15 protein-coding genes are annotated in these 12836 nt (G+C 74.4%); 8 read left to right on the top strand and 7 right to left on the bottom strand.

From position 1 onward, the window contains the following. Nucleotides 1-11: 11 nt before the first annotated feature. Genes D1781_RS09070 through D1781_RS09060 form a run of 3 tightly spaced genes read left to right on the top strand, consistent with a single transcriptional unit; the run spans nucleotide 12 to nucleotide 2042 of the window. Complete coding sequence (locus tag D1781_RS09070; protein ID WP_233551219.1) at nucleotides 12-791, top strand: SDR family oxidoreductase; 780 nt, start codon at nucleotides 12-14, stop codon at nucleotides 789-791. A gap of 1 nt (nucleotide 792) precedes the next feature. Further along, nucleotides 793-1266 (top strand): NUDIX hydrolase, encoded by a 474-nt coding sequence (locus D1781_RS09065; protein ID WP_119482003.1) that lies wholly within the window; start codon nucleotides 793-795, stop codon nucleotides 1264-1266. Nucleotides 1267-1289: 23 nt separating this feature from the next. Continuing rightward, nucleotides 1290-2042 (top strand): EI24 domain-containing protein, encoded by a 753-nt coding sequence (locus D1781_RS09060; protein WP_199706534.1) that lies wholly within the window; start codon nucleotides 1290-1292, stop codon nucleotides 2040-2042. Between the two features lie 12 nt (nucleotides 2043-2054). Here D1781_RS09060 and D1781_RS09055 read toward each other — a convergent pair whose 3' ends face one another. Further along, complete coding sequence (locus tag D1781_RS09055) at nucleotides 2055-3608, bottom strand: Na+/H+ antiporter (RefSeq protein WP_233551217.1); 1554 nt, start codon at nucleotides 3606-3608, stop codon at nucleotides 2055-2057. A gap of 210 nt (nucleotides 3609-3818) precedes the next feature. Here D1781_RS09055 and D1781_RS09050 point away from each other — a divergent pair, with 210 nt between their 5' ends. Both D1781_RS09050 and D1781_RS09045 read left to right on the top strand, forming a co-directional pair. Continuing rightward, entirely contained in the window at nucleotides 3819-4247 is a 429-nt protein-coding gene (locus D1781_RS09050; RefSeq protein WP_119482002.1) for an SRPBCC family protein, read from the top strand. Then, a complete protein-coding gene (locus D1781_RS09045) occupies nucleotides 4237-4704 on the top strand; it encodes a MarR family winged helix-turn-helix transcriptional regulator (protein ID WP_119482001.1) in 468 nt (155 codons plus the stop codon). Before D1781_RS09050 ends, D1781_RS09045 begins: the two co-directional genes overlap by 11 nt. A gap of 78 nt (nucleotides 4705-4782) precedes the next feature. Here D1781_RS09045 and D1781_RS09040 read toward each other — a convergent pair whose 3' ends face one another. Beyond that, nucleotides 4783-6003 carry a kynureninase gene (locus D1781_RS09040; RefSeq protein ID WP_119482000.1) on the bottom strand — a complete coding sequence of 407 codons (1221 nt, stop codon included), beginning with the start codon at nucleotides 6001-6003 and terminating at the stop codon, nucleotides 4783-4785. A gap of 163 nt (nucleotides 6004-6166) precedes the next feature. Between D1781_RS09040 and D1781_RS17750 the strand changes: the two genes are divergently transcribed. Continuing rightward, the gene (locus D1781_RS17750; RefSeq protein WP_119481999.1) at nucleotides 6167-6643 is read left to right on the top strand and encodes a hypothetical protein; all 477 of its coding nucleotides are present in this window, start codon (nucleotides 6167-6169) and stop codon (nucleotides 6641-6643) included. A gap of 1 nt (nucleotide 6644) precedes the next feature. Next, nucleotides 6645-7910 (top strand): YihY/virulence factor BrkB family protein, encoded by a 1266-nt coding sequence (locus D1781_RS09030; RefSeq protein WP_233551215.1) that lies wholly within the window; start codon nucleotides 6645-6647, stop codon nucleotides 7908-7910. Nucleotides 7911-8033: 123 nt separating this feature from the next. On the opposite strand, the gene D1781_RS09025 is transcribed toward D1781_RS09030, so the two are convergent. From D1781_RS09025 to D1781_RS09005, 5 genes are all read right to left on the bottom strand, one after another. Then, the gene (locus tag D1781_RS09025; RefSeq protein WP_119481998.1) at nucleotides 8034-8237 is read right to left on the bottom strand and encodes a hypothetical protein; all 204 of its coding nucleotides are present in this window, start codon (nucleotides 8235-8237) and stop codon (nucleotides 8034-8036) included. 152 nt (nucleotides 8238-8389) lie between these two features. Next, nucleotides 8390-9067: a dihydroxyacetone kinase phosphoryl donor subunit DhaM gene (gene dhaM, locus D1781_RS09020; RefSeq protein WP_199706532.1), complete on the bottom strand. Its 678-nt coding sequence runs from the start codon at nucleotides 9065-9067 to the stop codon at nucleotides 8390-8392. Between the two features lie 2 nt (nucleotides 9068-9069). Beyond that, complete coding sequence (dhaL, locus tag D1781_RS09015) at nucleotides 9070-9708, bottom strand: dihydroxyacetone kinase subunit DhaL (RefSeq protein WP_233551213.1); 639 nt, start codon at nucleotides 9706-9708, stop codon at nucleotides 9070-9072. Between the two features lie 70 nt (nucleotides 9709-9778). Next, complete coding sequence (dhaK, locus tag D1781_RS09010) at nucleotides 9779-10780, bottom strand: dihydroxyacetone kinase subunit DhaK (RefSeq protein ID WP_119481997.1); 1002 nt, start codon at nucleotides 10778-10780, stop codon at nucleotides 9779-9781. A gap of 107 nt (nucleotides 10781-10887) precedes the next feature. Beyond that, nucleotides 10888-11859, bottom strand: a complete 972-nt coding sequence (locus D1781_RS09005; protein ID WP_119481996.1) for a sugar-binding transcriptional regulator — start codon at nucleotides 11857-11859, stop codon at nucleotides 10888-10890. 201 nt (nucleotides 11860-12060) lie between these two features. Between D1781_RS09005 and D1781_RS09000 the strand changes: the two genes are divergently transcribed. Further along, on the top strand, nucleotides 12061-12807 hold the full coding sequence (locus D1781_RS09000) for an MIP/aquaporin family protein (protein ID WP_119481995.1): 747 nt from the start codon (nucleotides 12061-12063) through the stop codon (nucleotides 12805-12807). The last annotated feature ends 29 nt before the right edge of the window (nucleotides 12808-12836 follow it).

Genomic DNA, 12836 nt, shown 5'->3' with positions numbered 1-12836 from the left:
GGTTCCGATCCGTGAGCGATGCCGACGCCGACCTGAGCCAGATCCGCAATCGCGCCCTGATCACCGGTTCCTCGAGGGGGATCGGCGCCGACACGGCGGTGCTGCTCGCGCAGCGCGGATTCGACGTGGTGATCAACTACCGCGACGAGCGCAAGGCCCGGCGGGCCGAGCAGGCGGTCGAGAAGGTGCGCGCCGCGGGCGGCGAGTCGTTCGCCGTCCGTGCGGACCTCACCGACGGCGAGGCCGTCGAGGAGATGTTCCGCGCCGTCGTCCGCGAGTGGGGCGGCCTCGACCTGCTCGTCCTGAACGCCTCGGGCGGGATGGAGTCCGGGGCGGCGGAGGACTACGCGCTCCAGCTCAACCGCGACGCCCAGGTGCGCGTGCTCGAGGCCGCGGTGCCGCTCATGGACCCGGGCTCCCGCGTCGTGTTCGTGACGAGCCACCAGGCGCACTTCATCGCGACGACGCCGACGATGCCGGAGTACGAGCCGGTCGCGCGCAGCAAGCGCGCGGGGGAGGACGCCCTGCGGGCGCGCATCCCCGCGCTCGACGAGCTCGGCATCGGCTTCGTCGTCGTCTCCGGCGACATGATCGAGGGGACCGCGACGGCGCTGATCCTCAACCGCGTCAGCCCGGGCGCCCTCGACGCGCGCCGCGAGGCCGCCGGCCGCCTCTACAACGTGCAGGAGTTCGCGGCCGAGATCGCGGACGCGGCCGTCGCGCCGATCCCCGAGGACCGCACCCGCCTCGTCGGCGACGTCTCGAGCTTCACGCCGATCCCGGGCGAGTGACGTGGTCCCTCCGCGTGCCTCGGGGCGCCGCGCCGAGCGCTCCACCTCCCGCCTGATCGTCGCGGACCGCGACGACCGCGTGCTGCTCTTCCTCACCTACGGGAAGGACCACGCGGTGCCGCCGCGCTGGATCACGCCCGGGGGAGGGGTGGACCCGGGGGAGGACTTCCCGGCGGCCGGCGTGCGGGAGCTGCGCGAGGAGACCGGCCTCGTCGTCGACTCGGTCGGCGAGCCGTTCGCGGTCGTGGACCTCGACGTCGACACGGCCTGGCATCCCTACGAGCTCGGCCACTGGGCCTGGTTCGCGATCCGCACCGACCGGTTCGAGCCGAGCGACGCGGGCTGGATGGACGACGAGCGCGTCGACATCGTCGCCTCGCGCTGGTGGTCCGTCGACGAGCTGGAGGCCTCGGAGGAGCGGTTCGAGCCCGACGACCTCCCGGCGCTGATCCGCGAGGGCCTCAGCCGCGTCTGACGGCGAGGAGCCAGGATCTCCCCGTGCGCGACCTCCTGCGCGGCGTCGGCGACCTCGGCCGCGGCTTCCGCTTCTGGGCGACGTCGCCGCGGCTGATGCTGCTCGGCGCGCTGCCCGCCCTCATCGTCGGCGCGGTCTGGATCGGGCTGCTCGTCGCCCTGCTGTCCGACCTCGACGCGCTCGCGGCCTGGCTGACCGGGTTCGCCGACCGCTGGGCGCCCGCGGCCCGGACGGCCGTGCGCGTCGCGGCCGGGCTCGCGCTGGTCGTGCTCGCGCTCGTCGTCGCCGCCCTGAGCTTCACCGCGGTCGTCCTCACGGTCGGCGACCCGTTCTACGAGCGGATCAGCCGACGGGTGGAGGAGCGCCTCGGCGACGCCCCGGTCGACCGCGACGAGCCGCTGCTCCGCGGCCTGCTCCGCGCGGCCCGCGACGGCGTCGCCCTGCTCGTCGCCTCGGTCGTCGTAGGGCTGCTGTCGTTCCTGCTCGGGCTCATCCCGCTCGTCGGCCCCCTCGTGGGCGGCGCCTTCGGCGCGGTCGTCGGCGGGTGGTTCCTCGCCGTGGAGCTCACCGGCACGCCGTTCGACGCCCGCGGCCTCCGGCTGCGCGACCGACGGCGGGCGCTCCGCGGCGTCCGGGCCCGGACGCTGGGGTTCGGCATCGCGACCTGGCTGCTGTTCCTCGTCCCGTTCGGCGCGGTCGTCGCGATGCCGGCCGCGGTCGCCGGCGCGACCCTCCTGACGCGCGGCGCGCTCGAGCCGGACCGCGACCCCGCCTAGCGCGTCGAGCGGTCAGTCGGCGCTGAGCCGGATCTCCTCGTTGTCGAGCCGCGTCTGGATGCGGCGGAGCACGATGTCGTCGATGCGGCCCTCGTCGCGGAGGCGCACGAGGACCTCGCGCTTCCTGCGCACGAGCGCGAGCCGCAGCTGCTCGTACTGCCCGATCGCCTGCTCGTCCTCGCCCGGCTCCTCGTCCTCGCCGCGGTCGATCGCGTGCAGCTGCGCCTCGAGCTCCTTGCGGCTGCGCCGCACGGCGCGCTCACCGGCGGACGCCTCCTCCGCGAGGTCGTCGAGCGCCGCGAGGGCCTCCTGCGTCGCGGTCCGCTCGGCCTCGAGCAGCTCGCGGTCGACGTCCTCGTCGGGCGGCAGGCGGACGAGCCGCACGATCAGGGGGAGCACGACGCCCTGCAGCACGAGGGTGATCGCGATCACGCCGGCCGTGACGAAGACGACGATGTCGCGCCGCGGGAAGTCGGCACCGGACGCCGTGGTCGCCGGCACGGAGAGCGCCGCGGCGAGGGAGACCGCGCCGCGGAACCCCGCCACCGAGCTGACGAGCCGTGCCCGGTTGGACATGAGCGAGGCGCGACGCTCGGGCGTGCGCTCGAGCAGCCGGATCACCGCGCCCGACGCGAAGAAGAACCCGAACCGCGTGACGACGAGCGCCACGACGACGACGCCCACGGCCACCAGACCGAGGAGGATCTGCGCGCCGTCGAGCCCGCGGATCGAGACCTGCAGCTCGATGCCGACCAGGACGAACAGCGCGCCGTTCAGCAGCACCGTCGAGAGGCTCCAGAACGCGTTCATCTGCGACCGCGTGCCGGCGCCCGCGATCCGCGGCCCGACCTGGCTCATCGCGAGTCCGCAGACCACCACGGCGAGCACGCCGGACGCGCCGATCAGCTCGGCGAGCAGGTACGCGGCGAAGGGGGAGAGCAGGGAGACGACGTTCTCCTCGAGCGCGTCGTCGAGCCGTTTGCGCAGCCGGGCGGCGATGCAGGCGATCGCGAGCCCGATGGCGATCCCGCCGCCGTAGGAGTCGAGCAGGCGGAGCCCGACGTGCAGCGGCGTGATCTCCGCCCCGCGGGCGGACGCCTCGATGGCGAGCGCGAGGATGACGAGCGCGGTCCCGTCGTTCACGAGGCTCTCGGCGCGCAGGGTCGTGAGCGTGCGCCGCGGCATGCCGCTCGCGAGCGCGGCCGTGGCGGTCGCGTCGGTGGGCGCGACGGCGGCGCCGAGCACCCAGGCGGCGGCCCAGGGGAGCCCGACCGCGTGCGCCACGACGGCGACGACCGCGGCGGTCAGCACGACGAGCAGCGTGCTCGTGAGCACCACGCTGCGGAGGTTCGAGCGGATCTCGCGCAGCGAGGTCGTCAGGCTCTCCCAGTACAGCAGCGCCGGCAGGAAGAGCAGCAGCACCACCTCGGGCGGCAGGCGCACCTCGCGCAGGAGGGGCACGAAGCCGAGCGCGACGCCGGCGACGAGCAGCAGGATCGGCGGTGCGATGCGCACGCGCCGGGCGAGCACGCCGACGCCGAGCACGATCGCGCCGATGATCACCACGAGTTCGAGTCCGAGCAGCGGGCACCTCTGGAGGACGTGGTGGAGCGGTGGCGGTGCTCGACCGGGTGGACCAGCAGTCTTCCGCCCGAGCGGCGGTCGGGTGCGCCGCCGGTGCCGATGCGGAGCGCGCGTGCAGCAACGCGACGCCTCCCGGTTGCGCGGAGGGGCTCCGGGTGCGATGATAAGCGCGCTTAGCAGTTGGAGGACCACATGTGGACGACACGGCACGAGGCCGAGACCGACGCAGACCCGGGAGCGGTCTGGGCGGCGATCGAGGCGCTGAAGCACGGCGCGCGCTGGTCCGACGCGACCGACGCCTTCGAGCTGCACGGCCCGTTCGCGGTCGGCACGCGCATCACGGTGACGCCGGCCGGACAGGACGCGATGACCTCGGTCATCACGGAGCTCGTGCCGGGGGAGCGGTACGCCGACCGCACCGACTTCCAGGGCCTCGCACTGACCTTCCGGCACGCCCTGATGCCGCTCGCGGACGGGGGCACGCGCGTGACGCACGTCCTGGAGATCGACGGCGACGGCGCGGACGAGATCGGTCCGGAGCTCGGGCCGCGGATCGCCTCGGACTTCCCGGCGGCGATGGACGAGCTGCTCGCCGCGGCGGCGGGCGCCCGTGCCCGCTGACGGGCTCGGAACCCGGTTCGCGGCTGCGGGGGAGAGCCCCGGGCTCGCGCTCTGGCGCGTGACGAACCGCTGGCAGGCCGCGATGCGCGCGGCGCTCGCACCGCACGACCTGACGCACGTGCAGTACGTGCTGCTGGCGTCGCTCGTCTGGCTCGGGCAGCACGGCGACGACGGCCCGGTCACGCAGACCGCCCTGGCCGACGCCGCCGCGACGGACCCGATGATGACGAGCCAGGTGGTCCGGGCGCTCGAGGCCAAGGGCCTGCTCACGCGAGAGCGCCACCCGGAGGACGGCCGCGCGCGCGTGCTGCGCGCGACGCCGGGCGGCGTCGACGCGGCGCGGAACGCCACGGCGTCCGTCGAGCAGGCCGACGCCGACTTCTTCGCCGGCGCCGACGAGCGGTTCACGGACGGCCTGCTGGCGCTCGCGCGGAGCAGCCGCCGATCAACCGGCTGACATAAGAAGCATTATCAGCGCGGCTCCAGGAGCCTGTTCCGTCGAGCCGATAATGCGCATTATGTCAAGTCGATTGGCTCAGACCCGGAAGCGGAGCTCCTCCACGACGGCGTCCAGCCCCGCATCGACCTCCGCGAACGACGTGCTGAGCGGCGACAGCCCGATGCGGAGGCCGTCGGGGCGACGGAAGTCCGGGATCACGCCGCGGCGGTGGAGCGCCGGGAGCATCGACTCGAACGCCGGGTGGTCCAGCGTCACGTGGCTGCCGCGCAGCCGGTCGTCGCGCGGCGAGGCGAGCCGGACGCCGAGGGCCGCGAGCTCGGCGTCGAAGCGCTCGATCACGAAGCGGGTCAGCTGCTCGGACTTCGCGCGGACGGCGGTGAGCCCGACCTCGTCGAGCAGGCCGAGCATGTCGAGCACCGGCTGCATCGCGACGATGGACGGGGTGCCGGAGAGGAAGCGCCGCACGCCGGCGTCGGGGGCGTACCGCTCCCCCATCTCGAACGGTCGGTCGGCGCCCATCCAGCCCTGGATCGGCTGCTCGAGACGCGGCAGCAGGTCGGCGCGGGCGTAGAGGAAGGCGGGCGATCCCGGCCCGCCGTTCAGGTACTTGTACGTGCAGCCGACGGCGAGGTCGACGCGCCAGGCGTCGAGCGCGAGGGGCAGGGCCCCGACGGAGTGGCTGAGGTCCCAGACGACCATCGCGCCGGCCTCGTGCGCGGCGGCGGTCACGGCACGGACGTCCGTGATGGCGGCGGACCGGTAGGCGATGTGGCTCAGCACCACGACGGCGGTCCGCGGACCCGCGGCCGCCGCGACCTGCTCGCTCGTGACGCCCCCGTCGTGCGGCGCCGGAAGGGGCACGAGCACGGCGCCCGTCTCGGCGGCGATCCCCTGCAGGACGAACCGGTCGGTCGGGAAGTCCGCCGCCGCGAACACGATCTCGGTCCGCCCGCGGTCCAGCGCGAGCGCGGCGCGCACCGCCTTGTAGAGCAGCACGCTGGTCGAGTCCCCCACCACGACCTGGCCCGGCGCGGCGCCGAGCGCGATCCGGCCGAGCTCGTCGCCGACGCGGACGGGCGCCTCCATCCAGCCCTCGTCCCACCCGCGGATGAGCCGGGCGCCCCACTGGTCGCGCACGAACCCGGCCATCCGGTCCGGCGTCCGGTCGAGCGGGCGGCCGAGCGAGTTGCCGTCGAGGTACGCCAGGACCTCGGGCACGGCGAGGAAGCGCGAGCGGAACGGCATGAGCGGGTCCTCCCGGTCGAGTGCTGCGGCCCGCTCCCCCGTCGTCGTCATGGCACAACTCTCGCAGGCCGTGCACGCCGCCCACCCTCCCGTGCACCGTGTTGTGCCCGCAGCGTCCTGCGGGCTGTGAGCCCGCCGGAAGAGCCCTGGAGGACGGCCGGGCTGCCAGGCGGCCCCTCGCACGATGGGGGTCCACCCTCAGAAGGAGGCAGACATGCGAGGCAAGCTCGTGTTCGTGGCGGGACTGGCCGCCGGGTACGTGCTGGGCGCCCGAGCGGGTCGTCCGGCCTACGAGGCGATCAGCGACCGCTGGCAGGGGTTCCGCGAGAACCCGACCGTGCAGCGCGTGGCCGAGAAGGCGAAGACCACCGCCGAGGAGAAGGCGCCCGCGCTCGCGAGCGCCGCGTCGAAGGTCGCGGAGACCGCGGGAGCCGCCACGTCGGCCACGGGCGGGTCCGGCAGCGACGACAGCGACGACAGCAGCAGCGGCTCGGGATCCGGCGAGACCGGAGCGACGTCGGCGGAGGCGGAGACGGACTCCTCCGTCCCGACGCCGAAGGACATCGCGGACGCGACGACGCCGTCGACCCCGGCCGGCACCGGTACGGGGACGAAGACCGGCGGGGCGAAGCGCTCGACCGGCACGCAGTCGGGCGCCGAGCAGTCGTCCGACCCGAGCCCGGCGGGCTGAGGTGGCGACCGCAGAGCAGAAGGCGGGCGGCCTCCGGAGCGCCCGCACCCGGGAGATGGGCACCGCCGCGGGCCTGTCCGTGGTCGCGGCCGGCGTCGTCGGCGCCGTCGCGGCGGCGGGCCACGCGGTGCACCGGGACCCGGGCCGGCCGTGGACCGACCGCGCGAAGCGCGCCGGCCGCGCGGACCGGGCGGCGGAGGGCCGCAGCGGCGGCTCGTCGCGCGACGTCGCGCCGGGCCGCACGCCGGACCCCGACGCCGCGTCGAAGCCCGAGGGCCCGGAGGACCTGCACAAGCGCACCTGGCTCTACACGCTGAAGAAGACCGCGAAGGAGTTCGGGTCCGACCAGTGCACCGACCTGGCCGCCGCGCTCGTCTACTACTCGGTGCTGGCCCTCGGTCCGGCGACCATCGCGATCATCTCGATCCTCGGCCTGCTCAGCCCCAGCGCGATCCAGGGCGTCCTGAAGGCGCTCGAGCCCATCCGGGCGAGCTCGCCGGGCGCCTTCAACATCGTCACCGAGCTGATCAAGAACGTCACGACGACGCCCGGGGTCAGCATCGGACTGATCGTCGGCATCCTCGGCGCCCTGTGGTCCGCCTCCGGCTACGTCGGCGCCTTCGGCCGCGCGATGAACCGGATCTACAGCATCCCCGAGGGGCGCCCGGTCTGGAAGCTGCGCCCGACGCAGCTGCTGGTCACCGTGATCGTCGTCGTGCTGGTCGTGATCGGCGCGCTGCTCCTGGTCTCCACCGGGTCGGTCGTCAATCGGATCGCGAGCGTCATCGGCGTCGGCGACGCGGCAGTGCTCGTGTTCCAGATCGCCAAGTGGCCCGTCCTCGCCGTCATCGCCATCGCGGCCATCGCGATCCTCTACTACTTCTCGCCGAACGTGCGGCAGCCGAAGTTCAAGTGGATCAGCACGGGCTCGCTCCTGGCGCTGGTCGTCTGGGCGCTCGCGACGGTCGCCCTCGGCATCTACCTGTCGGTCTCGGGCGGCGGCAGCTACGCGAAGACGTACGGCCCGGTCGCCGGGGTCATCGTGTTCCTGCTGTGGCTCTGGATCACGAACCTCGTGCTGCTGTTCGGCGCGGAGTTCGACGCGGAGCTGGAGCGCGGCCGCGAGCTGCAGGCCGGCATCGCGGCGGAGGAGCAGATCCAGCTGCCGATGCGGGACACCCGCCAGTCGGACAAGAAGGCGAAGAAGCACGAGCAGGACGTGGAGCAGGCGCGCGAGCTGCGCGAGAGCCGGGGCCGGCAGGACTGAGCCCCGCTCCCCCGCTCCCCCGCTGCGCCGGGGAACGATTCGGGCCCGCGCACGACATCGTGCGCGGGCCCGGTCTTCAGGTGGAGGCGCCCGGGATGCGCCCCCACCCGGCTCGAGGTCGTCCTACCGGACGACGGGCAGCGGGATGGCGCCGGTCAGCGGCCGGCGCTCCTCCGCGAGCAGGCCGCGGCCCGCGACGACCGCGCCGCCGGTGCCGGCGGCGCGGTCCGCGCGACGCACCATCGGCCCCACGACGAGCGCGAGCGCCAGCGAGGCGACGCACCAGGCGGTGATGCCGGCGAGGACGAGGACCACGGTCGTGAGCACGGGGGAACGATGACAGCCGGCGCACCCCCAGATCGGGAGGCGCGCGGCGCGTCGCCCTCGCCGTGCCGACCCCCCCGAAAGGGGGCCACGATCGGCCCTTCTCCCCCGCCGCCGTGCTCGGCGTGGCGCGCGGGATCCCGTGCGCGATGCCGCTATGCGCCGCCCTCGAGCAGGTCGACGACGGCCTCGACCGCCGCGGCGGCGTCCGGTCCGTCGGCCCGCACGGTGACGCGCTCGCCCGACCGCAGGCCGAGCGCGATGACGCGCAGCAGGCTCGACGCGTCCGCGCCGTTCACGGTCACGCGCGCGTCGAAGCGTGCGGCGAGCCGGACGAGCGCCGCCGCCGGTCGCGCGTGCAGCCCCTCGGGGTCCGCGAGCACGGCCGTCGCCTCCTGCGGCCCCGGCGCCGCGGGCAGATCCGGCGCGTCCGGCGCGGAGCCGGCCGCCTGCGGCGCTGCGTCGCCGGACGCCGCCCGGGCGACGGCGTCGAGGTCCGCGCCGGACTCGGCGGCGACGGCGGCGGCGACGCCGCCCTCGACGATCGGCACGTCGAGCACGCGGACCCCGCCCGCCGGCGGCTCGTCGAGCAGGTCGACGGCGGTCTCCGCGGTGAGGATGGCGGACCCGAGGTCGCCGATCACGAGGACGCCCTGCCCCCGGTCCGCCGCCCCGATCGCCGCGAGCACCTTGTCGTAGCTCGTGCCGATGCCGCCGTCGTCCGTGCCGCCCGCGGCGATCAACGGCACGGTCGGCGCCATCTGCGCGGCGAGCTCGACCACGCCGTCCGCGATCCTCCCGCTGTGGGAGACGAAGACGAGCCCGACCGGCACGGTCAGCCCTCGGCCGCGGCGTCGGCGGCGGCGCGCAGCTGGTACGCGCTCGACTGCGCGCCCGGGTCGCGGTGCCCGACGGCCCGCTCCCCCAGGTAGCTCGCCCTGCCCTTGCGCGCGACGAGCGGGTCGGTCGCTTCGGCGCCCCGCTCGGCGGCGTCCGCCGCCGCCTGGAGCACGGCCGCGGCATCGGCGCCGCCGTCGAGCGCCTGCTGCGCGGCCTCCACGGCCGGGGTCCACGCGTCGATCATCGTCTTGTCGCCCGGCTCGGCCTTGCCGCGGGTGACGACGCCGTCGCGCGCGGCCGCCAGCAGGGCGACCGTCGCCGCGGCGTCGAGCGCGGGAGCGTCGCCGGCGGCCTGCGCGGCCTTGAGGTAGGCGGTGCCGAGCAGCGGGCCGGAGGCGCCGCCGACCGTGGAGATCAGCGTGGTCGCGACGAGCTTCAGCACCGCGCCCGGGGTGTCCGGCGTCGCCTCGTCGAGCTTCGCGACGACGGCCCGGAAGCCGCGGTCGAGGTTCTCGCCGTGGTCCCCGTCGCCGATCGCGCGGTCGAGCCCCGACAGCTCCGCCCGGTGCTCCCCCACGACCGCCGCGCTCCTGCGCACCCAGTCGATCGCCCAGTCCGTCCCCAGCGCGTCCACGCCGCTCCTCCCCGGCTCCCGCCGTCGTCCTCGATCGTGATCAGTCGTGCTCAGTCGTGCTCAGCCGTGCTCAGCGGCCCCAGCGGAGCGCGGCCGTCTCCACGGGCGCGTCCCACAGGGCCTTGAGCTCGTCGTCGAGCCGCAGCAGCGTGATCGACGCCCCGGCCATGTCCAGACTGGTCACGAAGTTCCCGACGAGGCTGCGAGCGATCTGGATGTTCCGCTCCCGGAGCACGGACGCCGCGGCGTCGTAGGCGATGTACAGCTCGAGCAGGGGCGTCGCGCCCATGCCGTTCACGAGGAGCAGGACGTCGTCGCTGGAGGTGAAGGGCAGGTCCTCGAGGATCGGCTCGAGGAGGCGGCCGACCAGGCCGTCGACGGGCTCCCACTCGATGCGCTCGCGACCCGGCTCGCCGTGGATGCCGATGCCGATCTCGACCTCGTGGTCGCTGATGTCGAAGCTCGGCACGCCCGCGTGCGGCACCACGGGCGCGGTCAGCGCGAGCCCCATGGAGCGCACGTTCTCGTTGACCCGGCGCGCGATCGCCGCGACCTGCGCGAGGTCGTCGCCGCGCTCCGCCGCCGCCCCGGCGATCTTCTCGACGAGCACGGTGCCGGCCACGCCGCGACGACCGGCCGTGTACAGGGAGTCCTTGACGGCGACGTCGTCGTCGATCACGACGGTCTCGACGGCGATGTCCTCCGCCTGCGCCAGGTCGGCGGCGGTCTCGAAGTTCAGCACGTCGCCCGTGTAGTTCTTCACGATGTGGAGCACGCCCGCTCCCCCGTCGACCGCCTTGGTCGCCTCCAGGATCGGGTCGGGCGTCGGCGAGGTGAAGACCGGCCCGGGCACCGCGGCGTCGAGCATGCCCCAGCCCACGAAGCCGCCGTGCAGCGGCTCGTGGCCGCTGCCGCCGCCGGAGACGATGCCGACCTTGCCCCGCACGGGCGCGTCGGCGCGCACCACGTAGTCGGGATCGGTCTGCACGCGCAGGAGCCCCGCATGGGCGGCGGCCACGCCGGCGAGGGCGTCGTGCACGACGGTCTGCGGATCGCGGATCAGCTTCTTCATCGAAACCTCCAGGCACGGTCGGCGACGCGACCGCGCCGCCGTCGTCGCGACTCTAGGCGCGGGCCCCGAGCGACCGGCGGGCCGTGCACAATCGTGCAGCGGCGCCCTCAGCCGGCCACGAGCGCCCGCGCGAGGGGCTCGTCGAGCACCACGTCCGTGATGAGCCCGGCGGCGAGCGCGCCCCGCAGGCTCGGCAGCTTCGACTGCCCGGCGACCACGCAGATGCGACGCGGCGTCCGCCGCAGCTGGTCGAGGTCCGGCCCAGACGCGCGGGCGTTCAGCGCCACGTCGCGCCAGGAGCCGTCGCCGCGGTAGAAGACGGTCGCCACGTCGCCGACGACGCCGTCCTCGCTCAGCGACCGGTAGTCCTCCGGGTCGAGGTAGCCGCCGATGTAGACGTGGCTCGGCACCTCGGCGAAGGGCGAGCCGAGCCCGAACAGCGCCGCGTGCATCCCCTCCTGCACCGCGAGCACCCGCCGCATGCTGCGCTCCCGCCACAGCGCGCGCTTCGTCTCGGGGTCGTCGAAGAAGGCGGGCACCGGGAACTGCTGCACGTGGGCGCCGTAGGCGCGGCCGAACCGCCGCAGGATCTCGCTCGCGTAGATGATCCCGGTCGTGCGGGTGTTGCCCGCGCCGTTTAGCTGCACGATCTCCGCGCCGCTCAGCGCCTTCGGCACGAGGTGGCGGCTGACGGCGCTGATCGTGGACCCCCAGGCGACGCCGAGGGTCATGTTCGAGTCGAGGAACCGGCCGAGGAGCCGGGCCGCGGACATCGCCACGCGCTCCAGGCGGTCGACGTCGCTCGTGTGGTCGGGCATGGGCACGAGGTGGGGCGCGACGCCGTAGCGCTCCCGGATCATCGACGCGAGGTGCTCGACCGACTCCTGCGGCGAGTGGATCTGGATGTCGACGAGCCCGGTCTCGCGCGCGTGGCTGAGCAGCCGCGACACGGAGGAGCGCGACGTGTGCAGCTCGCGCGCGATCGCCTCCATCGTGAGGTCCTGCATGTAGTAGAGGTGCGCGGCCGTGAGGGCCTGCTGCGCACGGCTCGGCGCGCGGCCCAGGGTCTCGCTCGTCATCGGCCCTCCTCGGTGTCCGCCGCCCTCCCGCACATCCGTTCCGCCGGGCTGCGCGGATGTGCGGCACGGCCGAATCTAGCGGGTGCACGCATGTGCAGTCTCGGGCGCGGAGGGCTCCCCCGGCGCAGGCGCCGGGGAGTACGGTCGGCCCGATCGCGGGCGTCCCCGCGGCGACTGGACTCGATGAAGAGGCAGGTGGCAATGGACTACTCGGTGGGGCAGCAGTTCCTCTCGGAGCTCGTCGGCACGGCGATGCTCCTTCTGCTCGGAGGTGGCGTCGTCGCGACGGCGATCCTCACGAAGAGCAAGGGCCTCGGCGGCGGCTGGCTGCTGATCAACTTCGGCTGGGGCCTCGCGGTCTTCGCCGGCGTGACGGTGTCGTACGCCTCGGGCGCGCAGCTGAACCCCGCCGTCACGGTGGGCCTGCTGGCGTCCGGCGGCATGACCGACTTCGGGCTCGCGATCCTGCTCATCATCGCGCAGCTGATCGGCGCGATGATCGGCGCCCTGCTCGTCTGGCTGGCGTTCAAGAAGCACTTCGACGAGGAGACGAACGCCGGCACGATCCTCGGCGTCTTCTCCACCGGCCCGGAGATCCGGTCCTACGCCTGGAACCTGATCACGGAGATCATCGGCACCTTCGTGCTGGTCTTCGTCGTCATCGGCTTCGGCCACGCGGGCGACCCGGCGACGAAGACGCCCGCGGGGCTCGCGGCGCTCGGCGCCCTCCCGGTCGCCCTCCTCGTCGTCGGCATCGGCGCCTCCCTCGGCGGCCCGACCGGCTACGCGATCAATCCCGCCCGCGACCTCGGCCCGCGCATCATGCACGCGGTCCTCCCCATCCCGAACAAGGGCGGCAGCGACTGGGGCTACGCGTGGGTGCCGATCGTCGGCCCGCTGCTCGGCGGCCTGATCGCCGGCCTGCTGTCCCGCGTGCTGCTGCCGTAACCCCGACCCACCACCCGAACCAGGAACGA

Origin of the sequence: Amnibacterium setariae (genome assembly GCF_003581425.1) — a bacterium.
Taxonomy (GTDB): domain Bacteria; phylum Actinomycetota; class Actinomycetes; order Actinomycetales; family Microbacteriaceae; genus Amnibacterium; species Amnibacterium setariae.
The sequence above is the reverse complement of the archived record's forward strand: the minus strand, read 5'-3'. Positions and strand labels throughout refer to the sequence as shown.